We start from the raw sequence: 26,903 nt of genomic DNA on the forward strand, positions 1-26,903 counted from the left end.
TTTTAGCTAAAGTATTAAGCCACTTGACCTTCTAAAAAGTCTTGTGCAAAACGCTGTAATACCCCACCCGCTTCATATACAGACACTTCTTCTTCTGTATCTAGACGGCAAGTAACAGGCACTTCCAGAATCTCTTCCTTACCATCCGCTGTGGCACGCTCAATCACTAAAGTCAAAGTCGAACGAGGTGCAATATTACCAATCACGCTATACAGCTCAGTACCATCCAAACCTAATGTTTTACGATTCACACCAGCTTTAAACTCAAGTGGTAATACACCCATACCTACAAGGTTAGTACGGTGAATACGCTCAAAACCTTCAGCCACAATTGCTTCAACACCAGCAAGACGAACACCTTTCGCAGCCCAATCACGGCTTGAACCTTGACCATAATCCGCACCCGCAACAATGATCAACGGCTGCTTACGGTTCATGTAAGTTTCAATCGCTTCCCACATACGCATCACTTCGCCTTCAGGCTCTACACGCGCTTTTGAACCTTGCTTAATCGTGCCGTCTGAACGAACCACCATTTCATTAAACAATTTCGGGTTGGCAAATGTTGCACGTTGTGCAGTCAAATGGTCACCACGATGTGTCGCGTATGAATTGAAGTCTTCTTCAGGTACGCCCATTTTATGTAGGTATTCACCTGCCGCCGAATCCATCAAGATTGCATTCGATGGAGACAAGTGATCTGTGGTGATGTTGTCACCCAAAATCGCTAGCGGACGCATATTTGACAAAGTACGTGGTGCAGCCAACGCCCCTTCCCAATACGGCGGACGACGGATATAGGTACTTTGCGGACGCCAGTCGTATAACGGACTTTCAGCTTGTTCAAATTCGCCCAAGTCAAACATTGGAATGTAGACTTTACGGAATTGTTCAGGCTTCACAGCTTCTTTTACAAGCGCATCAATTTCAGCATCAGATGGCCAGATGTCTTTCAGGTAAATTGGATTACCATCTTTGTCATTTCCAAGAGAATCAGTTTCGATGTCAAAACGAATCGTACCTGCAATCGCATACGCTACGACAAGTGGAGGCGATGCCAAGAACGCTTGTTTTGCATATGGATGGATACGACCATCGAAGTTACGGTTGCCCGAAAGTACCGCTGTCGCATACAAATCACGGTCAATGATTTCTTGTTGAATCACTGGATCAAGTGCACCTGACATACCGTTACAGGTTGTACATGCATACGCCACGATACCAAAACCAAGTTTTTCTAGGTCTTTCAGTACGCCAGCTTCTTCAAGATATAGTGCAGCCGCTTTAGAACCTGGTGCAAATGAAGATTTCACCCAAGGTTTACGCACTAAACCAAGTTCATTGGCTTTACGTGCCAATAGACCCGCTGCCACTGTGTTACGTGGGTTTGAGGTATTGGTACAAGACGTGATCGCCGCAATGATGATGGCACCATCTGGCATTAAACCATCTGTACGGTTTTCAACTACACCAGCAATACCTTTTTCTTTCAAGTCAGCCGTAGAGACACGTGCATGCGGATTTGATGGGCCGGCAATGTTACGGGTCACTGTTGAAAGGTCAAAACGAAGTACACGTGGGTACTGCGCTTTGGTCATATCCGATGCCCAAAGACCGATTTCTTTCGCATACTGTTCAACCAATGCCACTTGTGCATCTTCACGACCGGTCAGGCGTAAATAATCAATGGTGTTTTGATCGATGTAGAACATTGCCGCAGTTGCGCCATATTCAGGGGTCATGTTCGAAATCGTGGCACGGTCGCCCACAGACATGCTGTCAGCACCTTCACCAAAGAACTCGAGATAGCCACCCACCACACGCTCTTTACGCAAGAACTCAGTCAATGCAAGAACAATATCGGTTGCGGTAATGCCAGCTTGACGCTGACCTACAAACTCAACCCCGATAATGTCAGGAAGACGCATCCATGATGCACGACCCAACATCACATTTTCAGCTTCCAAACCACCGACACCGACTGAAATCACACCAAGTGCATCAGTATGTGGTGTATGTGAGTCTGTACCTACGCATGTGTCTGGGAATGCTAAGCCATCACGGTTTTGAATCACTGGAGACATTTTCTCCAAGTTGATCTGATGCATGATGCCGTTACCCGCTGGGATCACATCGACATTTTTAAATGCAGTTTTCGTCCACTCAATAAAGTGGAAACGGTCTTCATTACGACGATCTTCGACTGCACGGTTTTTCTCAAATGCATCAGGATCAAAGCCGCCATATTCCACTGCCAATGAGTGATCGACGATCAATTGCGTTGGAACAACAGGGTTTACTTTAGACGGATCACCACCTTTATCAGCAATCGCATCACGCAGACCTGCAAGGTCAACGAGTGCTGTTTGACCTAAGATGTCATGGCACACAACACGCGCAGGATACCAAGGAAAATCCATATCCTGACGACGTTCAATCAATTGTTTTAAATAATCAGTTAAGTTTTCTGCATCAGCTTTACGCACCAGCTGTTCTGCCAACACTTTAGAGGTGTATGGCAAGGTCTCATATGCGCCTGGCTGAATATCTTCAACGGCCTGACGCACGTCATAGTATTCGAGCTGGGTACCTGCCAGCGGTTTACGATATTGATTTGACATTAACCACGCTCCGCCAAGGGTTTGAATTCTAAGTTTTCAGGGCCAGTATAGTTCGCGCTTGGACGAATGATCTTGCCGTCTTGACGTTGTTCAATCACGTGTGCAGACCAACCTGCTGTACGAGCAATTACGAATAATGGTGTGAACATAGCTGTTGGAACACCCATCAAGTGATAGCTCACCGCGCTGAACCAGTCGAGGTTCGGGAACATGTTCTTCACTTCTTTCATCACTGCTTCTAAACGCTCAGCGATTAAATACATCTTGGTATTTTCTTGTGCTTCAGCAAGTTCACGCGCCACTTTCTTGATCACTTCGTTACGTGGATCAGAAACGGTATAAACAGGGTGACCAAAACCAATCACAACTTCTTTTTTCTCTACACGGCTACGGATATCTGCTTCTGCTTCATCAGCATTGTCATAACGTTGTTGAATCACAAATGCAACTTCGTTCGCACCACCGTGTTTTGGTCCACGTAGCGCACCAATACCGCCTGTGATTGCTGAGTACATATCAGAACCTGTACCAGCAACAACACGTGAGGTAAATGTAGATGCGTTGAACTCATGCTCTGCATACAGAATCAAAGAGGTATGCATCGCTTGAATCCATTCTTCAGATGGCGCTTCGCCATGAAGTAAATGCAAGAAATGCGCAGCGATTGAGTCATCATTGGTTTCAACTTCAATACGGCGACCATTGTTGCTGAAATGATACCAATACAACAACATTGAGCCCAAGCTTGCCATCAATTTGTCAGCGATGTCTTTCGCACCCGCTTCATTGTGGTCTTCATGTTCAGGTGTTAAACAACCGAGCACAGATACACCTGTACGCATTACGTCCATTGGATGTGCAGATGGTGGCAACTGCTCAAGTGCAGTTTTCAATGCTGCTGGTAAGCCACGAAGTGCTTTAAGTTTTGCTTTATACGCTTTCAACTCAGCTTTGTTTGGCAGTTTGCCATGTACCAGTAAGTGTGCAACTTCTTCAAATTGGCTTCCAACTGCAAGGTCAAGAATGTCATAACCACGGTAGTGCAAGTCATTACCACTACGACCTACGGTACAAAGTGCTGTGTTACCTGCAACTTGACCACTTAACGCAACTGATTTTTTTGGCTTGAAGCCTGTTGGAGTTTCATTACTGCTCATAAGATTGTCCTTTTCTGTTCTTTCTATGTGAATTATGAGTTCTAAAATCCCACTTGCGGAGCTACAACCGCTCCTCACCTTCCTTTTGAAAGGGAGGAAAGTCCCCCTTTGAAAAAAAGGGGACTTAGGGGGATTCCTTATTTTGCTTTTTCAAATGATGCATCAAGATACTGTTCAAACGCGTGATAGTTAATGCGTTCATACAATTCTTGACGGGTTTGCATAGTGTCGACTACGTTCTTCTGTGTGCCTTCTTTACGCAACGTCTCATAGACATTTTCTGCGGCTTTGTTCATCGCACGGAATGCAGAAAGTGGATATAACGCAATGCTGACATCGGCAGAAGCCAATTCTTCAGTCGTAAACAATGGTGTAGAACCAAATTCTGTGATATTCGCTAATACTGGAACTTTGGTCAGATCAGCAAACTGCTTGTACATCGCTAATTCAGTGATTGCTTCAGGGAACAACATATCCGCACCTGCTTCAATATATGCCCCTGCACGATCAATTGCTGCTTGTAAGCCTTCAACTGCAAGCGCATCGGTACGCGCCATGATCACAAAGTTTTCATCAGTACGTGCATCGACTGCCGCTTTGATACGATCCACCATTTCTTGTTGCGTGACGATGGCTTTATTCGGGCGATGACCACAACGTTTTGCACCGACTTGGTCTTCGATGTGCATTGCTGCTGCACCGAACTTAATCATTGATTTAGTGGTACGTGCGATATTGAATGCTGAAGCACCAAAACCTGTATCCACATCAACCAATAATGGTAGATCACATACATCCGTAATACGGCGTACATCCGTCAATACATCATCAAGGTTGCTAATACCCAAATCAGGTAAGCCCAACGAACCAGCAGCCACACCACCACCAGACAAATAAATTGCTTTATAGCCTGCACGTTTTGCTAACAATGCATGATTGGCGTTAATCGCACCGACCACTTGTAATGGTTTTTCATTTGCGACCGCGTCGCGGAATAGCTGACCAGCAGATTTAGCCATGTTGATGTTCTCCTTGAGTTTGCAGCAATGTTTGCTCAACAATTTTGTAGGATGCATTGATGTGACGGTGCATCAGCATTTCAGCCAATTCACCATCACCCTCAGCAATCGCATCTAATATGCGGATATGTTCGTCCCAAGCTTTACTTGGTCGATCTGGGGTATTTGAAAATTGAATTCGATACATACGGATGAGGTGATAAAGCTCATCACATAACATTTTTTCTAAGGTTTTATTGCCACTGCTTTTGATAATGCAGTAATGGAAATCGTCTTGACCTTCTTGCAAGTAATAACCCTTACCTGCTTTAAAGTTTTCATCTTCGGCATGCATACGCAATACATCACGTAAGGCTAGAATTTGTTTTTTATCAATATGCTGTGCAGCGAGTTTACAAGCTAGACCTTCCAAGGATGCACGCACTTGGTACAGTTCTTTAAATTGTTGTAGTGACAATGAGACAACACGTGCACCGATATGGGCGGTACGCTCAACCAATTTCTGTCCCTCGAGACGATGAATCGCCTCACGTAAAGGACCACGGCTAATGCCATAAATACGTGCTAACTCAGGCTCAGAAATCTTACTACCCGCAGGAATTTGTCCTAATACAATCGCCGATTGAATTTGCTTAAATACATGTTCCGTCAGGGTCATTCCCTGACTTGTGCTGATGGCTTGAGGAACAAGGGTATCTTGCATATTGTCGACAATCTCTACAGTTTTGATGATTTTATAACGAGATACAATAAAAAATGCAATAGGATTGTCGACAATAAAATAGACTTGCTCAGTCAACCCTATAATCTAGATACAACGTTTACAACACACGACAAACAGAGGAAATTATGAATAATTTCATTACATAACAATAGGTTAATAGAATTTATTTTTTATTCTTTGATTTAGATTATTCCGTTTTTTGACTCTGACTAGGCTTTATCCTAAGACCATGGTATGACAGCTTGATTGTAGACAATCTCTATAATTGATCCATTTACTATGAAATTTGTAAGTAAATACTGCACTAGAATGTAAATAACAGCGTGCTTCATCATCGCTTTATTGGTACATTATTGGGCATCTGGAGCAGTGCTCCTCAAGACACATCCATGCACCTTGTTGAATAAAAGGACATTGTTAATGTTTCAACATATCCCACCTTATGCAGGCGATCCAATCCTCTCTTTAATGGAACAGTTTAATGCTGATTCTCGCGCTGAAAAGGTTAACCTGAGTATTGGTTTGTACTATAACGAAGACAGTATCGTTCCTCAGCTTGATACCATTATCGAAGCTCAAAAACGTATTGCACCTAAGAATGATAAAACCAAACTTTATCTCCCAATGGAAGGCTTCAAACCTTACCGTGATGCGATTCAAGCATTATTGTTTGGTACAAACAGCCCAGCAATTCAACAAGGTCGTGTTGCTACCATTCAAACTTTGGGTGGTTCAGGTGCATTAAAAGTCGGTGCAGATTTCTTAAAAACTTATTTCCCAAATTCAGAAGTTTGGGTGAGCCAACCAACGTGGGATAACCATGTTGCGATCTTCAACGGTGCAGGCATCAAGAGCAACTTCTATCCATATTTTGATGCTGAAACACGTGGTGTTGATTTTGATGGCATGTTATCGACATTAAATACGCTACCTGAACAAAGCATCGTGTTATTACACCCATGCTGCCACAACCCAACAGGTGCGGATTTAAATCCAGCACAATGGGATCAAGTGATAGCAGTGTTAAAAGAGCGTAATCTGATTCCATTCCTCGACATTGCTTATCAAGGCTTTGGCGATGGTATGGAACAAGATGCTTATGCAATCCGTGCTCTAGACCAAGCGGGCTTGAACTTTATTGTCAGCAACTCTTTCTCTAAAATCTTCTCACTGTATGGTGAGCGCGTTGGCGGTTTAACTTTCGTTTGTGATGATGCTGAAGCCGCACAATGTACATTCGGCCAGTTAAAAGCAACGGTACGTCGTATCTACTCTAGCCCACCAACAACAGGTGCATGGTTGGTAGATCAAGTGTTAAATGACGCTGATCTCAACCAACAATGGCAAGGTGAAGTGAAAGAGATGCGTGAACGTATTATCAAAATGCGTAGCATCTTAAGAGATGAGTTGACTAAAGCCTTACCTGATCGTGACTTTAGCTACCTTGTGAATCAAAAAGGGATGTTTAGCTATACAGGTTTAACGGCTGAACAAGTCGATACATTGCGTGAAGAATATGCGATCTACTTAGTTCGCAGTGGTCGTATCTGTGTTGCAGGTTTAAACATGAATAATGTTTATAAAGTTGCCAAAGCAATGGCTGAAGTTCTAGCAAAATCAGCTTAAAATCCCTCTAAATCTCCCTTTTAAAAGGGAGACTTTATGGATCAAAAAAGGTTGTTTCACGTGAAACAACCTTTTTTATTTTCACTGACTTATTAAACCCAAGCTCTGATCCTTAATTTAAATCCAGACCTTGCTTGCTACCGTGGTAGTCGGTATGAATGCCGACTGGTTGGACTGCCTTGCGCTGCTCTCAAAGCAGTGCTTTAAAATTGTTCAGGATCTGCCGTCAGTCTATGAGGCTGTGCCTGTTTATTCTTAAACAAGTGAACATGAACATATCTATCAAATTTGATCTTCATTAGACGTATATATGTGAGTGTTCAATTCCCCCATCTCTTTGTATACTGCAAAGCATTCACAGACAACAGCACTTTTGACTATGACTCAACTGACTTGCTTCAAAGCTTATGACATTCGCGGTAAATTGGGCACAGAACTCAATGAAGACATCGCCTATAACATTGGTCGTGCCTATGGGCAAATCTACCAACCTAAAAAAATCGTCATTGGCTGCGACATTCGTTTAAGCAGCGAAGGATTAAAACAAGCGACCATTCGCGGTTTAAATGATGCGGGTGTGAATGTCCTTGATTTAGGTATGACAGGTACTGAAGAAGTTTATTTCGGCGCTTTCCATCTTGATGTACAAGGTGGCATTGAAGTGACGGCTAGCCATAATCCAATGGACTACAATGGCATGAAATTGGTTCGTGAAAATGCACGCCCAATCAGTGCAGAAACAGGTTTAAAAGACATCCAAGCCCTTGCAGAATCAGGCAGTTTTACAGCCGTTGAGCATAAAGGTTCGACTGAAAACTATAATATCTTGCCTGAATTCGTTGATCATTTACTGACTTATATTGATCCACAAAAGATTAAACCACTCAAGCTGGTGGTGAATGCGGGCAATGGGGCAGCAGGGCATGTGATTGATGCAATTGAACAGAAGTTCCAACAGCTCAATATTCCTGTTGAATTTATCAAAATTCATCATGAAGCAGATGGAACTTTCCCAAATGGGATTCCGAATCCAATTTTGATTGAAAATCGTGATAGTACCCATGATGCTGTGCTTGCATATCAAGCAGATATTGGCATTGCATGGGATGGCGATTTTGATCGCTGCTTCTTATTTGATGAGAAAGGTCAATTCATCGAAGGCTATTACATTGTTGGCTTACTGGCACAAGCATTCTTGATCAAACAATCTGGCGAAAAAATTGTGCATGACCCTCGCTTAGTCTGGAATACCTTTGATATTATAGAGCAATATCAAGGCATTGCTGTTCAATCCAAATCAGGACATGCTTTTATTAAAGATGTGATGCGCGAACACAATGCAGTATACGGTGGAGAAATGAGTGCACATCACTATTTCCGTGATTTTGCTTATTGTGATAGTGGCATGATTCCTTGGTTACTCACCATTGCCCTTCTCTCAGAAACAGGACAATCGCTTTCATCATTAGTCGAAAATATGATTGCGAAGTTCCCATGTAGTGGTGAAATCAACTTTAAAGTTGTCGATACACAAGCAACAGTACAAAAGATTTTTGATCATTATGCAGACCAAAATCCACAAGTAGACCGTACAGATGGTGTCAGTCTCGATTTTGGCGCATGGCGTCTAAATGTACGTGCCTCTAATACTGAACCATTGCTTCGACTGAATATCGAAAGTCGCGCGGACAAAAATCCAAAACCAATGCAACATTATGTCGATGAATTAACAACATTGATTCAAGGCTAATGCCCATCAATAAAAAAGGAGCAGTTTGCTCCTTTTTTTGAAATGATTCAGTTATAACCATTTGGATTCTGTTTTTGCCAATTCCAACTATCAGTCAACATATCTTCCAGTGAATATTGCGGTTTCCAACCTAGTTCTAATTGTGCACGAGTGTTGTCAGCAAATGAAGTTGCAACATCGCCTGCACGGCGCGACACAAATTCAAAAGCAATCGAGACGCCATTCACCTGTTCAAAAGTATTTTTTACCTGTAGCACTGATGAACCATTTCCAGTACCAATATTCCAAACTCGGCAACCTTGTGCTGACAAGCGATTGCTTAATGCACATAAATGGGCATTAGCCAAGTCTACGACATGGATATAATCACGAACGCCTGTTCCATCAACAGTGTCATAGTCATTGCCATAAATGGATAACTTTTCTCTTCGTCCAACAGCGACTTGGGTTACATAAGGCATTAAATTATTTGGAATCCCTTGAGGATCTTCTCCAATTTGACCACTCTTATGTGCACCAACAGGATTAAAATAACGCAATAATGCGATTGACCAACGTCGGTCAGCGTGTGCAAGTTTTTGTAATAATTGTTCCACAATTAGCTTTGTATAACCATAATTATTATTTGGTATGCCTGTTGACATATCCTCATTTAGTGGCGAAGTATTCACTTCATCATAAACCGTTGCAGATGAACTAAAAACTAATTTAAACACACCTGCTTTTTCCATTGACTTAGTTAACTGAATACTACCCGCAATATTGTTATCAAAATAAGTTAATGGAATCTGCTGACTTTCTCCAACCGCTTTTAAACCCGCAAAATGAATGACAGCATCAATTTGATGATCTTGAAAGACCAAATCTAACTCAGATTGATTTCGGATATCTCCCTGTATAAAAACCAAACTCTTATTGGTGAGTTTCTGCACTCTACGCAAGGCTTCTTCCGAGCTATTTGAAAGGTTATCAAATACAATCACCTCATGCCCTGCATTTAATAGCTCTATGCACGTATGCGAGCCAATATAGCCCGCACCACCCGTGACCAAAATTTTAGCCATTATTTTTCCCTAATAAGATTTTAAGTAAGCCTTGAGTCGATGCATCAAATGTAGATAAATCATCTTGCTCACGATTGAGAATAGGTAATAATTGATTGGCAATTTCTTTACCCTTTTCAACGCCCCATTGATCAAAAGGATTTATATTCCATAACACCGACTGTACAAATACTTTATGTTCATAAGTCGCAATGAGCATTCCCAAACTATATGGATTGAGCTCTTTTAATAAAATCGTTGAACTTGGCTGATTGCCTTCATATTGTTTGTAAGTAGGTAAATCTTCAATTTCATCAGCCGTTAATGCTTGATTACCGAACGCCAATAAACGTGACTGTGCTAGGCAATTTGATAATGCCAAATGATGTTGCTCAATCAAAGCTTCTGCATTTTCAGCATAAGTAAAATGATTAGCATTGTATCGCTTAACTGGTGCGATAAAATCACAACTGACTTTATGAGTGCCTTGATGAAGGAGTTGATAAAAAGCATGTTGTGCATTCGGCCCGACCTCTCCCCAAACAATTGGACAAGTCGCAGAGTCAACTTTTTCACCACTTCTTTGCGTTGACTTACCATTCGACTCCATTTCCAGCTGCTGCAAATAAGCAGCAAAATATTTGAGCCGCCCATCATAAGGTAATACTGCATGTGTTTGAATATCTAGAAAATTATTATTCCAAACACCTAACAACCCAATTAAAACAGGAATATTTTGAGCAAACGGTGCCGTTTGAAAATGCTGATCAATGGCATATGCACCTGACAACAATTGTTTGAAACCATCGACACCCACAGTTAATGCGATCGGTAAACCAATGCATGACCAAAGTGAATATCGACCGCCGACCCAATCCCAAAGTAGTAACTGATTTTCTGGTGCAATACCCCACTCAGACATCTTATCCGGTTTGGTTGATACACCAATAAAGTGATGCTTCAGCACATGACTATTTTTACCTAAAGCTTTTTCTAACCATTGACGTACAGTTTGTGCATTCGACAGCGTATCAATCGTACCAAAGGACTTAGACGAAATAATAAATAACGTTGTTTCTGGTCGAAGTTGATGCAGCAAATCAGAAAGCTGACTGCCATCCATCGTCGATACAAAATGAACATCCAAAGGCTTTGCTGTTACGACTTTAAAATCCGAAAGCGCATGTGTGACCATTAATGGGCCGAGATCAGAGCCACCGACCCCAATATTCACCACATCCTGAATCACTTCACCTGTTGCACCACGATATTGGCCTGCATGAATTTTCTCAACTAAGCTATACATCCGCTCTAATTGAGTATGAACTTGTGCCGTAATTTCAGGAAGTACTTGCTGATTTTGCTCAGGCACACGTAAAGCCCAATGCATTGCAGCACGTTGTTCAGTATAGTTAATCTCTTCAAGAGAAAATAATCTTTGAATCCATTGTGTTAGGTCTTGAGCATGAGCTAAATCGACAAGTCCATTTAAAACATTTTGATCAATACGATGCTTACTGAAATCTAAGACCAGCTGTTCTTGTTCGACTGAAAAGCGCTCGAAGCGCCCTGAATCATCTGAGAAAAATTGATTCAAGTGCGTGTCTTGGGTTTGCATTTTAAGGTTGCGCAACGCTGAAAGTGCTTGTTGCTGGCTTTTAACTATCAAAGGCTGCTTATAATTCATTATCAACGCCCCACCCCCATATAAGCAAACTGTTGTGCTTTGACATATTGGGGATCATAAATATTACGGCCATCTAAAACCAAAGGATGAGCCATACGTTGCATCATTTGTTTAAAATCAGGACTCCAATATTGTTTCCATGCAGTAAGCACACACAACCCATGTGCATTTTCAAGCGCTTCATACTGCTGCTGACAAAGTATCAAGTCATCACGCTGACCATAGATCATCTGAATCTCTTCTAGCGCTTGAGGATCATGTAATTGCACTTTAACGCCCTGCGCCCATAAAGCTTTTAACATCAAATGAATCGGTGAATGTTGTATGCTTGAGGTATTTTCCTTAAACGAAGCGCCCCAAATTGCAATCGTCTTACCATGCAAGTCGCCATGATAATAATTCCATAATTTGCGGAATAAAATTTCTTTTTGTTGCTCATTGATTTCCCAAACTTGAGCAAGCAACTGGCTCTTTACTCCAGTATTGGCCACGGTATTCGCAAGCGTCAAAACATCATGGGAAAAGTTTTCTCCACCAAAACCCGCACCAGGTGATAGATATGCAGTACCAATACGGTTGTCTGCTGCCATCCCTTGGCGAACCGAAGTAATATCAATACCCAACTTTTCAGCGACTACAGCCAAGTCATTAATATAACTAATGCGTGTCGCCAACATGCCTGAAATACTAAGCTTGGTAAACTCAGCATCTAATACAGGCATAAATAAAAATTGTTGCTCAAAAGGAAAAAATGGGCGTAACAACTCTTTGACTTTCTGCTGTGCCGATGGCTCTGTAAACCCAACAATGAGTTGTTTTGCTTGAGTGAAACTCTGTAAAGCATTTCCTTCTTGGATAATATCTGGCAGATAAACCCATTCATCTTCAGGTAAAATTTGCTTAAATTTTTCTGTACTGTGCAAACCAAATGTTGATGCATTCACCATCAGCTTAGGATGAATAATCGGACGTTGCTGCAATTCAGTTAATAACGCTAAAACTTGCTGCTCTTGTGTCTGATTAAAACTGAATAAATAGACATCAATATCAAGTGGAATATGCTTGAAATTTGCATAATATAAAAAACCACTGTTGAGCTGCTTATCAAGCAAACGGCTTACATTTTCATCATGAAATGAATATTGCACAGTGTTTTCTTTATCATCGGTGTTTGAACACCAATAAACACTGTGCCCAGACTCTGATAGTAATGCAGACATGACCCCTGCATATAGGGTATTGCCAAAAACTGCAATTTTCATAACCGTTAACCCTAAACTATAGGGCTAACTCACGAATTAAGCCCTTAAACTCTTCACCCAATTTTGGATGTTCAATACCATAGTGTAGTACAGCTTTAAGATACCCAATCTTGCTACCACAATCAAAAGTTTGCCCTTTCATACGATAGGCTTCAACAGTTTCTGATTGTTGCAATGCTGCGATCGCATCCGTCAATTGAATTTCATTTCCTGCACCACGCGGTGTATTCTCTAACAGTGCCATGATTTGCGCAGGTAAAATATAACGGCCAACGACTGACAAATTGGATGGCGCAGTTCCAACACTTGGTTTCTCTACAATGCCTTGCATTACAATACTTTCACCTTCATTTGGCGAATTTTCGACATCAACAATGCCATATTGATCAACAAGATGATCAGGAACAGCTTCAACCATGATTTGTGCAGCATTCGACTGCTCAAAACGGCGAATCATTCGCGATAAATCATTGTCTGCCTCAGCATCTTTGACCAGTACATCGGGTAGCAACACTGCAAAAGCTTCATTCCCGATTACATCTTTGGCGCATAAAACCGCATGTCCCAAACCTAATGGTTGCGGTTGGCGTACACTAATCACGCTAACATGCTTCGGTAAAATATCTGTGATTTCTTTCAGTAGGTCGAACTTCTTCTTTTGTTCTAATATCGTTTCAAGTTCAAAATTACGATCAAAATAGTTCTCAATCGATGCTTTTGATGAGTGAGTCACCAAAATGATCTGCTCAATGCCTGCTTCAACTGCTTCACGCACCACATATTCAATTGCTGGGCGATCAACCACAGTCACCATTTCTTTTGGAATTGATTTGCTCGCTGGTAAAAAACGAGTTCCAAGACCAGCGACAGGCAAAATTGCTTTCTTAATCATTTAATTTCTCAGTTTAGTTCACTCTAACTTCATCACTACGCTTGTAGCCATCAACATAATATTCAAGCTGGGTTAATGCCCAATCAACGTCATGTTCGACCGCAGTCATTTGATTAATTCTATCAAAAATCAATTGAATTTCAGCTAATGGATAATGTTTCTCAAAAGACCGTAAAATACGAGTATGTTCTGTGTATTCTGTATTTTCTTGATCAATCAATAATTCCTCATACAGCTTTTCGCCTGGACGCAATCCGCTATATGCAATTTCAATATCACCGTCTAATGATCCAGCTTCACGTACAGTTAAGCCGCTTAACTTGATCATTTGTCGAGCCAAATCTTGAATACGTACAGGCTCACCCATATCAAGCAGAAATACATCTCCTCCTGTCCCGAGTGCGCCTGCCTGAATCACCAACTGTGATGCTTCAGGAATCGTCATAAAATAACGTGTAACGTCTGGATGGGTTACGGTAATCGGCCCACCACGTGCAATTTGCTGCTTAAATAATGGTACAACAGAACCCGAAGACCCAAGCACATTACCAAAACGAACAATACTAATTTGGGTATTGGGTTGTGTATCAGCAACCGCTTGGCAGTAAAGTTCAGCCATTCGTTTTGAAGCCCCCATCACATTGGTTGGACGTACAGCTTTGTCAGTAGAAATTAAAACAAAAGTCTCAACACCATTTTTAATAGCGGCATTCAGGCTATTTGCTGTACCAATCGAGTTGTTTTTCAATCCCGCGATTGGATTACACTCAACAAGTGGTACATGTTTATAAGCAGCTGCATGATAAACCGTCTGAATGTGGTACTGTTCAATAATGCGTTCTAGTTTTTGTTGGTCTTGTACTGTTCCTAAAATTGGAATAATTTCGCAATTCGCTGTCTGTCTCAACTCTTTTTCAATGTCATACAAAGCGAATTCTGTTAATTCATATAACACCAACATTTTAGGATTATTTTTGATGATCTGACGACATAATTCAGAACCAATAGAACCACCCGCACCTGTCACCATCACAATCTTATTTTGAATATTTTTTGCGAGTAGATGTGAAATAGGAGGAACTGGATCACGTCCCAACAAGTCAATAATATCAACTTCTTGGATGTCTGAAATTTGTATTTCCCCATCAACCAGTTGCGTCAGTCCAGGTAATTCAGTAATTTTTAAATGCGCATTTTCAAACTGTTGAATAATTTCTGTCTTTCTGACGCGACCAACCGAAGGAAGTGCCAGTAAAATTTCCTCGATCCGATCTTTCTCAAACCGCTGTAATGCTTTTTCAACAGAATATACTTTTAAACCACCAACGATTTGGCCTTGTAATGATGCATAATCATCTATAAAGAAAACTGGTAAATGATCATCTGAACGATGCAAGGCAGCGGCCATTTGTTGTCCAGCATCACCTGCACCATATATCGCAATACGTTTCCGTCCAATTTCTGAATAAAATGAAGCCTTAATAATAAAACGGATAGAAGCTCGGCTAATCCAAACCCAAGCAAACATCATAAATCCAAACATAAATGGGATGGACATTGGGATATAAGCTTGTGTACATGTACTTAGGGTGTAGAGCGCGATCATGCTTAAGCTAACAGCGATCGCTAACTTAACAATAAATACTTCATTAAAGGTTCGAACAATAAAGCGATAAACACCCGTGATTGCCAAACTCAAAATTGCAATTAAGGTGACAAGCAAAATGCCATGATCAATGCCTGGGATAATTTTGGCACCCAAATCAAATAGGCGGATGACATAGCACAACCATAAGATCACTGGAAAAGCTAAAGCATCCAAGATAACAAGGAATATTTGCTTAAATAATCTTGGCGCAGAGGCAAATTGATGAATAATCTTTTTCACAATGATCTTCTAAACAACTCTTTAACAGTTTTATCTTTATAGACACCTCACTTTAAAAAGTCGAAATGCCTCTTACATTTTTAATTTCATAATCAGGGATTAATTATAAACTCTGATTCTGGATATTACTCAACAATTTAATCATCAATTGCTTGGATCACGTTCTGAATAGCCACTACTGTTTTTGTAATGCTATCTTCACTTAATGTCGGATGTACCAAAAACATTAAACTTGTCTCACCAAGTTGTTGCGCATTTTCCAACCGCTGTTCAGGGCGCCACGGCGTATTATCAAAAGCGTGTTCCAAATACACCTCAGAACAAGAACCACTAAAGCAAGGCACATTTTGCGAATTAATCTCTTGCATGATTCTGTCCCGTGACCAACCTTCAGGTAATGCAGCCAAATTGACTTGTACATAGCATTTATAATGCGCATGCACATAATCATTCGAAGGTAAGTGAACTGTAAAATATGGAGAATCGGCAAAAGCTTTTAGAATTTTTTCTGCATTCTCAGTTCGTTTTTGTGTCCACTCTGCCATACGTGTCAGTTGAATACGACCAATCACTGCCTGCATTTCCATCATACGCCAATTGGTTCCAAATGAGTCATGTAACCAACGAAAACCGGGGGGATGTTGTTTATTATAAATACTATCAAAATTCTTACCATGATCTTTATAAGACCACATTTTCTTCCAAAGGCTTTCATCATTGGTCGTGACCATGCCACCTTCGCCACCTGTGGTCATAATTTTATCTTGGCAAAAAGACCAAGCTGAAATATGCCCAATTGAACCCGCTGGTTTACCTTTATACTGTGCACCATGCGCTTGCGCGCAATCTTCAATAACATACAGCCCCTTTTCTTCAGCCAGCTGCATGATCGGATTCATATCACACATCCAGCCCGCCAAGTGCACACAAATAATCGCTTTGGTTCTCGGAGTCAGTACCGCTTCAATGGTAGCTCGTGAAATATTTTGAGAGTCCAGCTCAACATCAGCAAAGATAGGATTAGCACCAGCGGTAACAATTGAACTGGCTGAGGCAAGGAAAGTTCGTGAAGTAACAATTACATCATCACCAGCTCCAATTCCCAGAGCTTTTAAAGCCACATCTAGAGCAACTGTACCATTGGTTAAAGCCACCGCATATTGAGTGCCAGCAAATGTTGCGAACTCCTTTTCAAACTCTCGGCATTCTTGCCCTGTCCAGTAATTTACTTTATTTGAAAGTAATACATCTTTAACTGCGTCTGCTTCTTCTTGCGTAAAACTTGGCCATGGTTCGAATGCCGTGTTCAACATTGTAATTTCCTGATCTATAAAATAATATGGCTTACTTTTTTTCTAAAATTCTTGCTGGGTTACCAATCACAGTTACGCCTGCTGGCACACTCTTAGTTACCACTGCACCCATCCCAACTACAGCACCTTTACCAATCACCAAGGGCTTGTCTGGTGTTCCTTGTTTGATCACTGCACCTGTACCAATATAGGCATGGTCCTCAATATGAATATTTCCATTACATTTTACTCCTGGTGCAAAGGTAACGTAATCACCAATCACACAATCATGAGCGACGTAACTATAGATATTAGCGTGGAAAAACTTGCCAATTTTAATATTTGAGGTCAAACAAGTGAATGGGCAAAGCAGACTCCCTTCACCGATCTCTACCTCATCCAAAACCATTGTATTGTCTGCTTGTATCGCTAAATGTTGAACTCCATCCTCATTTAGACGCACGACTAGTTTTTCACGAACAATACTGTTCGCGATCGCAATCGTTACAGCCTTATGTGTAGCTGTGTTATTAATAAAATCTGTGTAGGTTAAAACCGAATAACCATTCAGTCTACCACCTGCTTGGCCATCATCAATAAAAACAAATTGTTCTTTTTGCAAAGTTGGGAATTTTTGGCGGACTAATGGCATCACTTCTTTACCAAAACCACTCGCACCATATACACCAATAAATTCTGTCATTTATCTGACTCCTTATTATTTGTTCCTGTAAATTTACTCATTGTTGCTTCTCCAGCTTCACTGATATCATCTTTAGCGATGACCTTCTTCACTGTCTGCAACATAATTTTAAAGTCTAGCCAAAGTGATCTGTTTTCCACATACCATGTGTCTAGTTTAAATTTTTGTTCCCAACTAATTGCATTACGCCCATTGACCTGTGCATGTCCTGTCATTCCTGGACGTACATCATGACGTTTGGCCTGTTCTTTATTATATAAAGGTAAATATTCCATCAATAATGGACGTGGTCCCACGATACTCATATCGCCTTTAATCACATTCCAAAGCTCAGGCATTTCATCCAAGCTTGTTGAACGTAACATCTTGCCAAAAGGGGTTAAACGCTCATTATCTGGTAATGGATTACCTTGTTCATCAAGTGCATCCTTCATGGTGCGGAACTTAATCATTTCAAAGGGTTTGCCATGTAAACCAGGACGAACCTGACGAAACAAAACTGGTGAACCTAGGTTCTTTTTTACCTTATGTGCTACATAAAAATATAAAGGTGAAAGCAACACCAGCGCAGTGGAAGCAATAACAATATCCAGTAAACGCTTAATCATATTACGCTCCTGTGACCCAATCAGAAAATTTCTGCGAAAGAATAGAACGGTTAAATTGCTCTCTGGCAACCTGCTGACCATTTCTGCCCATTTCAATCAATTTTTCGCGCTGATTCGCTGCCTGTTCCAAAGCATCAGCAAATGCTTGAGGATTCTCTGGGGGTACAGCAAAACCACATTGCTGTTTAGTAATTAACTCCGCTAACCATCCCGGATAATTATTTAAAACGGGCAGGCCAGCTGAAATATAATCAAAAAATTTATTCGGCGAGGTTCCATAATAAAAGGCTGGAACATTGGCTAAAATTTGTAACCCAATATCTGCACTGGCCATAAGACCTGCTAACTTTGCTTTATTAACAGGATCATGAAAAATCACATTATCCAATTGAAGCTCGGCCGCTCGTTCAAGCAATGCTTTTTTCTGCATGCCATCCCCAACCAAAACCAATTTAATGTCCGTTCTTTGACGTTTTTTCAATTCAACTGCTGCGTCTAACACGGCATTAAGACCATTGGCCAAGCCATGTGTCCCAGTAAAAATTGCCATAAGGTCTGTTGGTTGAACACCCTCTGGTCGCCATGCTTGATGTTCAGATGCAAAAATATCTAAATCACAACCATTTGGAATAGAAGCTACTTTTTCAGGGGCAATCCCTCGTTTAATAATGCCGTCCACAATACCTGGAGACAATCCCACTAAACGATCAGCTGAATGATAAGAGGTCCACTCAAGCACAGACATCATCCATAAAACAATTGGGTTTTTGATCACCCCCATCGCTTTAGGCAGCTCTGGCCATAGATCCCGGACTTCGAAAACAAATGGTTTACGTCGAAACCACTTGGCAAAAATACCCGGAATACCCGCCGTTAATGGTGTTGTTGTCGCAAATACAACATCGTATTGTTCAGTCAAAGCAACTTTGATCGATTTAAAGGCAAAACTTAAAAAAATTAAAATACGCTTGAGAAAAGAAAGCGCATTTGAATAAGGCAGTTCAAATTCTATGATATCAATGCCATCGACCATACCACGGCGCATTCCTTTATTAAAAGGCTGGGTTAAACCCGTTTGACCTGCACCAAAAGAACCACAAACCATCGTCACCTGATGGCCATTACGAATGAGCGATTGAGCCATAGCATAGGAACGGATTCCTGCTGACCCTTTAGGTGTCGAGAAATGCTGATGGAAATATAAAATTTTCATGTTAAATCTTTAATTACAGTAAAAATTGTAGTCGCTTGTGTAGCAATCACTTCTAGAACAGGCACTTTGCTCTTTTGATAGTAGTACCTAGACTCCTCTCCCTCACTCCAACGAAGAGTGATCGGATGCTCAGCCTCTAAAATAATCTCCACTTTACCATTGCTTAGAACATTGTTCTCAAGAGTCCAATGATCTGGCTGTAAACGCCAACGTAAGACCGCTTGTTGCTGAAAACCAGAGATATTATCTGCTATTTTAATTGCATTATCTGTTAATGAAATTTTACGGTGGTGTGTACAACCCCAATGATCTTGATAACCACAACCAAATTCATTAGCGCTATACGTTAATTCTTTTGGTGTCAGCCATGCACCAAATAAAAAGCGACTTAAACGCGGCATTTGTTGATGTTGATCAAACTCAACGGTATTGTGACTAGCAACGCCAGAAAAGTAGTTTAAATCTTCTACGGTGGAATTATAACTATAAGTTCCACCATCGCGTAAAAGGTTTCGTCCTTTAAACCAAACATCCAGATGCAAAGCATCACATTGACTTGGACGAAATTTGAATTTCGGCAATTTGAATGCAATAAAGAAATTATTATTTTGAGAACTCATCAAACCGCTTTCATTAAAAAATTGATTTCGCGAAGGCAGCTCAAAGTTATCTTGCTTCAATTTTTGTATTTGAAAGAACGTTAGACTTTCATCATATGAATCTGGTTCTGGATAATAACTATGTTGATGGAATAAGGTACTTGCCAACTGAACTGTTGGTCTAAAATCACGATAATCCGTTTGGCTTACAGGAATCAGTCGCGCACCATCATTGGCACCTAAATTAGGGACATCCCCATCAGCTTGGGTTAATACATATAACCAGTCTGTCGCTTTCTGCAATTGACGGTATAGTTGTCCTGAAAAAGGCTTCAATTCAAATTTTTGGCGGACGATTTCAGCTAAGCAATAAGAGTCCAGCATCACTCGATGGTAATTAATCGAATATTGACTAAAACCACCATCTTGCATAATGAGCTTAGTTGCTCGGTTCAGCAACCATTTCTCACCCAATGCCTGCCATTTCTGATATTGAGACTTAGGTTTCCAAAGATTTAGAACAGCTCCACCGATATACAATGCAGCTGCCTCAGATGTCCCATGATTATTATCCTGAGCAATGGCATAATCAATTGTAGGTTCAATACGCTTTAAATGTGCCTCGATAAATGCACAGACATTGTCATGCGGATGCTGCTCTTGCTCTAAACCGATGAGTGCAGTAATGATATGCATGACACGGATGGATGCTTCCTGCCCACATTTCCAATTCGGCCCAAAATAAGCAGGGTTCTTCTCACACCAATCATTCAACCATAAATCAAGCTGAACCAATGCTTGCCCATCTCTCACTTGACGCTCGTGTAAAACAAGGTCTATTAGCCAATCAAAACGAGAAGCCTCCCATATTCCTTTAATATCACCAACATTTCCATCAAAATCTGGAATTTGATACCAAGCTTTTTCTGTATTTTGAAAAATATGTTGGGTTAAAGGACTATAGAACCAATTCGGCAGCTGTCCAGCCACTGGATACTTGAGGTATCCAAAGGCTGTTAAAGTTGAGTTTACGGGCACATTCATAGTGCCAGTGGGTGCACTCTGACTAAAGAAGCAACCCATTGGCAATTGAGCAGACAACTTTTGTACAGGGTTTAGACCTGTTTTTACGCCTACACGATATTTAAACACTCTGAACAAATTAAACAGCCCTAATGCAAGCGCTGTTTGACCTTTCATGACTAAACTCATGTTTGTGCTCTTAAAATTTCGGCAACCTGAATGGTCACTCTAGCAACTTCAAAAATTTCATCGGCAGGAATTGGTGCTTCTTTTCCATCTCGAATACTGTCTACAAAGACCGCAGCACAAGTATCTTGACCTTTATCTTGACGCCATAGATTCATCTTGTTAAATCCAGGCCAACCAAATGCTTTTAGCTTTCTGAAATTATCTAATTGTAGTACTCGACCTGCTGTAAAGACTTCTACACGCTCTTTAGGGAAGCTTGAAGCGCCATTTGCTAAGTAGAAAATTGTGCCAAATGACCCATCTTCAAAGCCAAGCGTAATTGAAGCCTTATCTTCTAGAACCTGTACGGCATCAGTTTCGCCCATACGTCGAGCCTGAACAGATACAATTTTTGAACCAGCTAGGAAGCGCATCAAGTCGATAAAGTGACATGCTTCACCGATAATACGCCCTCCACCAACAGCATTATCTTGTGTCCAATGATCCGCGGGTATCGCACCTGCATTCATGGTCATGATAAAACTCTTCGGCTCTTTCACTGTATCCAGCAAAGTTTTCATTTTTTGCACTTGTGGGGAGAAACGACGATTGAAGCCCACCATGACTCGTGCATATTGATTATTCTGGATATTTTGATTGTAAACAGTTTCAATTTTTTCAATTTCTTCGACAGTCAGAGCCAATGGCTTTTCAACAAAAACATTCTTACCTGCCGATAAAACTCTTTCTACAAAGTATGCATGGCTATTATGGCGGGTCGCAATCGCAACGGTATTGATATCTTTATTATTTAATAAACCATCCAGATCTGTCGAAGCTTCGGCAAATCCTGTTTTTTCTCCATGAATAACCCCATTAATGCCGCCAGAAGTTACGATGGTATGTAATTGAGAAGATGCTTTTTTGAAAGCCGGTATCAACACACGTGAAGCATAGTTGCCTGCCCCAATAAAACCAACCACAGCATTTTTGGCTTCAATAGAAATTGGACGTAATACCACTCGCTTTTCTAAACGGGTTTCGACTGGAGAGTTATATTTAAGCAATAAACCCAAACCAGATTTGTCTTCCGTCAATGCATCATATGCTTTCGGTGCATCTTCAAATTCAAATCGCTGCGTAATTAATGGTTCTACATTTAAGGTTCCCGCAGACATCATATCCAAAACGGCAACAAAGTTACGTTGCTCAGTCCAGCGAACAAAGCCAAGTGGATAGTCATTACCCTTGTCTTCATATCCAGTATCATAACGACCTGGACCATATGAACAAGAAACTTGGAAACTGAGTTCCTTTTCATAAAAATCTGCGCGGTTTAACTCTAAGCCTGTTACACCAACTAGAATAATACGACCACGTTTTCGGCTCATTCGTGCTGCTTGAATAACAGGATCACTTACCTTGGTAGAAGCAGTAATAATGACACCATCTACACCCACACCGCGACTAAATGCCAGACCCACAGCAACTGGATCTTCACCTTTACCAGGATTACAGATCTCTGCACCGAATTGTTTTGCCAAATCTAATTTACTTTGATCAAAGTCAATGGCGAGAACACGACAGCCATTTGCTCTTAGCATCTGGATGGTGAGCAGACCAATAAGACCCGCACCTGTGACGACAAAGCTTTCACCCAAAGTCGGTTGAGCAAGACGGATACCTTGCAAGCCAATACTTGCGACGACAGCAAAAGAAGCAGCTTCATCACTGACATTATCTGGAATTTTTGCACAAAGGTTTTTAGGTACTTTCACCATATCAGCATGTGGACCATTTGACACAACACGATCACCAACTTGGAAATCATCTACATTAGCGCCTACTTCATGCACAATACCCACATTGCAATAACCTAATGCAAGTGGTTGAGCTAGCTTTGACTTTACAGCATCGTAAGTTGTTAACAGGCCATCTGTTTGTACTTTTTCCAGTACCATTTTCACTTTTTCAGGTTGCTGGCGTGCTTTATCAATTAGAGATGCTTTACCAAACCCAACCAGCATTCGTTCTGTTCCAGCAGAAATAAGCGAAGTCGTTGTGGAAATCAGTAAATGACCTTTTGAACATTGTGGTACTGGAGCTTCGGTCACAGTCGTACCACCATTTGCCATATCTTGAAGAATTTGTTTCATTAATAACTTCCTAAATATTCATCAACTTTTTGACTAAGATCATCTTTTTCTAAATTAAACAACATAACCCCATGTGGTCTAGGTACTACATCTGATGCTAAAACTGGTGCACCAAAATATAATGCCTCTCTCAAACTAACAGAATCACCATCAGTAGTTGTTGCTCGGATAAATAATTTCGTCACCGTTAAAAGTGGCCAGATTTTCTTATCATTCTCTAGAAATATAAGATTGTCATATTTATCAGTAAGTAATCGTACCTTTTCTTTTATTTCTTGACTAAAACTAGTTTCTGGATAATTTGCAATAGCTACAAGGAAGTAATCATCTTTATACTTTAAGGCTAATTCGCAAAAGATATCTATTAAACAACTTAAAGTATAAATATCAGCCCCTTTACTATCTAAATTTGGCTGAAATGCACTAGTTAATATGATTTTTCTTTGTTGATTTTTTAAGGCAGTTTCATACAAATCTAACAACCTCTGATCATAAGTAGATAAGATATCTGCTAATTCAGCTTTTGCAGGAGGCAAAAAAGCTGAAATAGTTATAAACTTATTATTAATTTCGTCAAACTCATCAAATACTCTATAATTTTCCTTAAGATGTTCATTTACTAACATAATATTTTTACACTTAAGGAAAAACTTTAAATAAACTTTCTTTTTCCATCCTACTAACGAAAGAAAGTGCCTACTAGAATTATGATCATAAAATATTACAGTTCCATACTGTGCAAAAAAACATGCTAATAAAATCAATATAAAATTAGACGCACTTAAATGTTTAATTTCTTTAGATCTTAAAGCCACAACTATTTTTAAAATGTTTTTCTTACATGGTTCAAGTAAAACAATTTTAGCATTATTACTTAGCTGCTCTAGTTTGCGTTGGTTAAAAACCGTAACACCACCTATGGGCGATGGAAGTTTACCAATAAAAAATATTTTATCCACTTAATCCCCCCCTGACCTAGACTTCCCAACTCGACAAAAAATTAAAATACACATTGAAACAACAACACTAAGAATAAAAAAAGTCCTAAGATTACTAATCATATCGTTTCTGAGAGTAAAGGAAAAACAGAATATGTATATTGCTCCTAACAAAACCCCAAAATGAGACTTATTATAAAACTTAGAAAAGAACACGATTAAAAAAGCAAAAACGATAGGACCAAAAATATTAAAATTCATCATAGACTCAAGAATGGCATTAAAAGCCAGGCCACCGCCCGAATTATAAATATCTGGATAAAACTCTTTCACGAAGTTAACTGATGGTGAAATAGGCCTACTAGGAAAAATAAATGTAGGAATGATCTGTGCAAATGTTTCCAGATAAGTAGGCTGCATTTGGACTGAAGAGTATCTAGAGAAATAGTCATTCCAAACAATACTAAAAGCACCAAATTCAGATTTATCAGGACTAAAGGCTGTTCCATAATCGAGTTCACTTAAAATAGCACCCCACTCAGAAAAGCTCGTATTCCTCAAATACCCATAAACCCACATTAATAAGCCGAATACAAACCCATATCCAATATAAATTGGATTAATACGCTTATGCACATTAACGGCAAATGCACAAATAACGAATAAAATTATTGCTAATTTCCTGTCACCTAGGATTAAAATGTCCGTAGCAGAAAACAGAATTAATGGTAATAACCAAAAAACTAAAGCCCTCCCACTTTTCTGCTCAACGCTAACAACAAACCAAATATAAAAGACAGAAAAAGAATAAACAAAAAGTTTATAAACATCAAAAAGAGTGGATTTAGATTTATAAATATCTGCACGAGACACAGCACCAATATCCAGTGAAAAAAGCATTGCAACCATGCTTATATATATAAAAACAATAATACTATAAAATAAAAAGACTGTATTTAAACTCAGTTTTTTTCTAAAATTTAAATTTGGTATTTTCACCCTACTAAAATATGAATCAAAAAAAATAAAAGATCCAAAAAAGATAAATGTATAAAAAATTAAGCTTGCATTTGTTCTTTCAAGGAAATAGCTATAATCTCTATAAATATATGAGTTAAAGATTGCGGTCAAAAAGTATGGTAATGCAGTAACAAAAACAATTGTACTAGGTGAAAGAATTCCACTTTTCTTAATCTGAAATAGAGATAATAAAACAATAGAAACAATAGAAACATTTATAAAAAGATCTAAACTCTCTAAACTTATGAGTAGCCATAGTAGACATATCATAACAAGTGAAATGACCCCCCCAATAAATGCTAATCTATTCATTTCAACCTCTTTACATACATCAGAATGCTATAAAAATTTACAACATAAATGAGCAGCATAATTATCAAAAATAAAATCACAAAACTTGAAAAAGATAACTTTGCAAAAAAAACTACTAAAGGCAAAACTATAGCAACAGAAGCAAATCTAACTAATTCAAAACCTAGAGCTTTATTAACCTTGCCCCATAATGGATATAATGTAGTTAAAGGTTGAAGCAAAGCATCAAAAAAGTAGTATATAAACAACAGGGACAGCAACCATGAGAATTCCAACCATTCACGGCCAAAAAATATCATTATTATATAACTTGAGCAAAACACTAAAAAAACTAAAAAGCATGCAAAAGACATTAAGACAATAATAAAATTTCTTGTCGTCAATATACTTTCAAAAAGCTCTTTAATTTTTTTCGCATCACTGTATTCACCATTAAAAAGTATCAATACATTTCTTCTTATCAATGAAAATGGAACAGCCATTGTTTGAGAAAATAAAAAATATGCACCAATTTGACTCTTGTCAAAAACATATCCACCAAACAAAACTGGTATCACAGGAGTTGAATATTGTATAAAAGTGAGAAAGGAGTTCTTAAAACCTTCCCTATAGTTTTTATAAAAAAAAGGGATGAAATTATTCAACTTAAATAACAAGGATTTCCGAATAAACAAAAAGAATAGAATAGAAATTATTAACTGAGGCAAAATATTGGCTAACAACAGCCCATTTTCATGAAAAACATAATAAAAACCTACAATCATTACAATTTGAAGAAGCAATTGATTTGTTTTATAAAAAATAAATTTATTATAATCCTTTATTAATATAAGATATTGACTCAATAAATTAAAAAAACTTAGGCTCAGGCAGAATAACAACAAATAAATAATATTATATTTAAAATGAAAGACATTGTTAGCAATGACAACGCCTATACACAATAAAAAGAAAGTTATAATACTTACAACTATAGCATTAGAGAAAAATTCATTTTTTTCTTCTGCACAAACTCTATCGCTGAGCACAATATAATCAAAGCGCATCGCAGCTACAATTGCAAATACTGATGCAAAACTTAGATACCAACCTAACTCACCAAATACTTCTGGTTTATAAAGTCGTGATGAAATCATAACAGATACTGCAACCAGTATCTGTACAATTACCCCACCGGCTATAAGCTTGGATAGAATCTTCAT

General features: G+C 39.6%; 20 protein-coding genes. 2 read left to right on the plus strand and 18 right to left on the minus strand.

Annotated elements, in window-relative coordinates; genetic code table 11:
- Window positions 1-14 precede the first annotated feature (14 nt).
- From acnD to F959_RS15820, 4 genes are all read right to left on the minus strand, one after another.
- Window positions 15-2,621, minus strand: a complete 2,607-nt coding sequence (gene acnD, locus F959_RS15805; RefSeq protein WP_004882088.1) for a Fe/S-dependent 2-methylisocitrate dehydratase AcnD — start codon at window positions 2,619-2,621, stop codon at window positions 15-17.
- Window positions 2,621-3,778, minus strand: coding sequence for a bifunctional 2-methylcitrate synthase/citrate synthase (gene prpC / locus F959_RS15810; protein ID WP_004882089.1), 1,158 nt, complete (start codon window positions 3,776-3,778; stop codon window positions 2,621-2,623). The genes acnD and prpC overlap by 1 nt, the downstream gene beginning before the upstream one ends.
- A 137-nt stretch (window positions 3,779-3,915) precedes the next feature.
- Window positions 3,916-4,797: a methylisocitrate lyase gene (prpB, locus tag F959_RS15815; RefSeq protein ID WP_004882090.1), complete on the minus strand. Its 882-nt coding sequence runs from the start codon at window positions 4,795-4,797 to the stop codon at window positions 3,916-3,918.
- A complete protein-coding gene (locus tag F959_RS15820; protein ID WP_029424894.1) occupies window positions 4,790-5,500 on the minus strand; it encodes a GntR family transcriptional regulator in 711 nt (236 codons plus the stop codon). The genes prpB and F959_RS15820 overlap by 8 nt, the downstream gene beginning before the upstream one ends.
- A gap of 441 nt (window positions 5,501-5,941) precedes the next feature.
- Here F959_RS15820 and F959_RS15825 point away from each other — a divergent pair, with 441 nt between their 5' ends.
- On the plus strand, window positions 5,942-7,147 hold the full coding sequence (locus F959_RS15825; RefSeq protein WP_004882092.1) for an amino acid aminotransferase: 1,206 nt from the start codon (window positions 5,942-5,944) through the stop codon (window positions 7,145-7,147).
- Window positions 7,148-7,526: 379 nt separating this feature from the next.
- Window positions 7,527-8,897: a phosphohexomutase domain-containing protein gene (locus tag F959_RS15830; RefSeq protein WP_004882093.1), complete on the plus strand. Its 1,371-nt coding sequence runs from the start codon at window positions 7,527-7,529 to the stop codon at window positions 8,895-8,897.
- A 47-nt stretch (window positions 8,898-8,944) separates the two neighbouring features.
- Here F959_RS15830 and galE read toward each other — a convergent pair whose 3' ends face one another.
- The 14 genes from galE to F959_RS15900 all read right to left on the minus strand — a co-directional run bounded on the left by galE (window position 8,945) and on the right by F959_RS15900 (window position 26,903).
- The gene (gene galE, locus F959_RS15835) at window positions 8,945-9,961 is read right to left on the minus strand and encodes a UDP-glucose 4-epimerase GalE (RefSeq protein WP_004882096.1); all 1,017 of its coding nucleotides are present in this window, start codon (window positions 9,959-9,961) and stop codon (window positions 8,945-8,947) included.
- A complete protein-coding gene (pgi, locus tag F959_RS15840) occupies window positions 9,954-11,627 on the minus strand; it encodes a glucose-6-phosphate isomerase (protein WP_004882099.1) in 1,674 nt (557 codons plus the stop codon). Before pgi ends, galE begins: the two co-directional genes overlap by 8 nt.
- Before the next feature lie 2 nt (window positions 11,628-11,629).
- The gene (locus F959_RS15845) at window positions 11,630-12,889 is read right to left on the minus strand and encodes a nucleotide sugar dehydrogenase (protein WP_004882101.1); all 1,260 of its coding nucleotides are present in this window, start codon (window positions 12,887-12,889) and stop codon (window positions 11,630-11,632) included.
- 16 nt (window positions 12,890-12,905) lie between these two features.
- A complete protein-coding gene (gene galU, locus F959_RS15850; protein WP_004882103.1) occupies window positions 12,906-13,781 on the minus strand; it encodes a UTP--glucose-1-phosphate uridylyltransferase GalU in 876 nt (291 codons plus the stop codon).
- A gap of 13 nt (window positions 13,782-13,794) precedes the next feature.
- Window positions 13,795-15,669, minus strand: coding sequence for a polysaccharide biosynthesis protein (locus F959_RS15855; RefSeq protein WP_004882105.1), 1,875 nt, complete (start codon window positions 15,667-15,669; stop codon window positions 13,795-13,797).
- A 137-nt stretch (window positions 15,670-15,806) separates the two neighbouring features.
- Window positions 15,807-16,982, minus strand: coding sequence for a DegT/DnrJ/EryC1/StrS family aminotransferase (locus F959_RS15860; RefSeq protein WP_004882107.1), 1,176 nt, complete (start codon window positions 16,980-16,982; stop codon window positions 15,807-15,809).
- Window positions 16,983-17,013: 31 nt separating this feature from the next.
- Window positions 17,014-17,664 carry a NeuD/PglB/VioB family sugar acetyltransferase gene (locus F959_RS15865; protein ID WP_004882109.1) on the minus strand — a complete coding sequence of 217 codons (651 nt, stop codon included), beginning with the start codon at window positions 17,662-17,664 and terminating at the stop codon, window positions 17,014-17,016.
- On the minus strand, window positions 17,661-18,272 hold the full coding sequence (locus tag F959_RS15870; RefSeq protein ID WP_004882111.1) for a sugar transferase: 612 nt from the start codon (window positions 18,270-18,272) through the stop codon (window positions 17,661-17,663). Before F959_RS15870 ends, F959_RS15865 begins: the two co-directional genes overlap by 4 nt.
- 1 nt (window position 18,273) lies before the next feature.
- Entirely contained in the window at window positions 18,274-19,485 is a 1,212-nt protein-coding gene (locus tag F959_RS15875) for a glycosyltransferase family 4 protein (protein ID WP_004882113.1), read from the minus strand.
- The gene (locus tag F959_RS15880; protein WP_004882115.1) at window positions 19,482-21,296 is read right to left on the minus strand and encodes a heparinase II/III domain-containing protein; all 1,815 of its coding nucleotides are present in this window, start codon (window positions 21,294-21,296) and stop codon (window positions 19,482-19,484) included. The genes F959_RS15875 and F959_RS15880 overlap by 4 nt, the downstream gene beginning before the upstream one ends.
- Window positions 21,293-23,431, minus strand: a complete 2,139-nt coding sequence (locus F959_RS15885) for a bi-domain-containing oxidoreductase (protein WP_004882119.1) — start codon at window positions 23,429-23,431, stop codon at window positions 21,293-21,295. The genes F959_RS15880 and F959_RS15885 overlap by 4 nt, the downstream gene beginning before the upstream one ends.
- A complete protein-coding gene (locus F959_RS15890) occupies window positions 23,431-24,390 on the minus strand; it encodes a glycosyltransferase family protein (protein WP_004882121.1) in 960 nt (319 codons plus the stop codon). Before F959_RS15890 ends, F959_RS15885 begins: the two co-directional genes overlap by 1 nt.
- Window positions 24,391-25,701 (minus strand): O-antigen polymerase, encoded by a 1,311-nt coding sequence (locus F959_RS15895; RefSeq protein WP_004882124.1) that lies wholly within the window; start codon window positions 25,699-25,701, stop codon window positions 24,391-24,393.
- Window positions 25,698-26,903 (minus strand): polysaccharide biosynthesis protein, encoded by a 1,206-nt coding sequence (locus F959_RS15900; protein WP_004882126.1) that lies wholly within the window; start codon window positions 26,901-26,903, stop codon window positions 25,698-25,700. Before F959_RS15900 ends, F959_RS15895 begins: the two co-directional genes overlap by 4 nt.

This window comes from Acinetobacter venetianus RAG-1 = CIP 110063 (genome assembly GCF_000368585.1).
GTDB lineage: Bacteria > Pseudomonadota > Gammaproteobacteria > Pseudomonadales > Moraxellaceae > Acinetobacter > Acinetobacter venetianus.

Bases quoted from the DNA above. Each gene is read 5' to 3' on its own strand.
- F959_RS15895 (WP_004882124.1), bottom strand. From the start codon at position 25,701: ATGAATAGATTAGCATTTATTGGGGGGGTCATTTCACTTGTTATGATA.
- F959_RS15900 (WP_004882126.1), bottom strand. From the start codon at position 26,903: ATGAAGATTCTATCCAAGCTTATAGCCGGTGGGGTAATTGTACAGATA.
- F959_RS15830 (WP_004882093.1), top strand. From the start codon at position 7,527: ATGACTCAACTGACTTGCTTCAAAGCTTATGACATTCGCGGTAAATTG.
- F959_RS15880 (WP_004882115.1), bottom strand. From the start codon at position 21,296: ATGAGTTTAGTCATGAAAGGTCAAACAGCGCTTGCATTAGGGCTGTTT.
- F959_RS15865 (WP_004882109.1), bottom strand. From the start codon at position 17,664: ATGACAGAATTTATTGGTGTATATGGTGCGAGTGGTTTTGGTAAAGAA.
- F959_RS15845 (WP_004882101.1), bottom strand. From the start codon at position 12,889: ATGAAAATTGCAGTTTTTGGCAATACCCTATATGCAGGGGTCATGTCT.
- F959_RS15860 (WP_004882107.1), bottom strand. From the start codon at position 16,982: ATGTTGAACACGGCATTCGAACCATGGCCAAGTTTTACGCAAGAAGAA.
- acnD (WP_004882088.1), bottom strand. From the start codon at position 2,621: ATGTCAAATCAATATCGTAAACCGCTGGCAGGTACCCAGCTCGAATAC.
- pgi (WP_004882099.1), bottom strand. From the start codon at position 11,627: ATGAATTATAAGCAGCCTTTGATAGTTAAAAGCCAGCAACAAGCACTT.
- F959_RS15885 (WP_004882119.1), bottom strand. From the start codon at position 23,431: ATGAAACAAATTCTTCAAGATATGGCAAATGGTGGTACGACTGTGACC.
- galE (WP_004882096.1), bottom strand. From the start codon at position 9,961: ATGGCTAAAATTTTGGTCACGGGTGGTGCGGGCTATATTGGCTCGCAT.
- F959_RS15825 (WP_004882092.1), top strand. From the start codon at position 5,942: ATGTTTCAACATATCCCACCTTATGCAGGCGATCCAATCCTCTCTTTA.
- prpC (WP_004882089.1), bottom strand. From the start codon at position 3,778: ATGAGCAGTAATGAAACTCCAACAGGCTTCAAGCCAAAAAAATCAGTT.
- prpB (WP_004882090.1), bottom strand. From the start codon at position 4,797: ATGGCTAAATCTGCTGGTCAGCTATTCCGCGACGCGGTCGCAAATGAA.
- F959_RS15870 (WP_004882111.1), bottom strand. From the start codon at position 18,272: ATGATTAAGCGTTTACTGGATATTGTTATTGCTTCCACTGCGCTGGTG.
- F959_RS15820 (WP_029424894.1), bottom strand. From the start codon at position 5,500: ATGCAAGATACCCTTGTTCCTCAAGCCATCAGCACAAGTCAGGGAATG.
- F959_RS15875 (WP_004882113.1), bottom strand. From the start codon at position 19,485: ATGAAAATTTTATATTTCCATCAGCATTTCTCGACACCTAAAGGGTCA.
- galU (WP_004882103.1), bottom strand. From the start codon at position 13,781: ATGATTAAGAAAGCAATTTTGCCTGTCGCTGGTCTTGGAACTCGTTTT.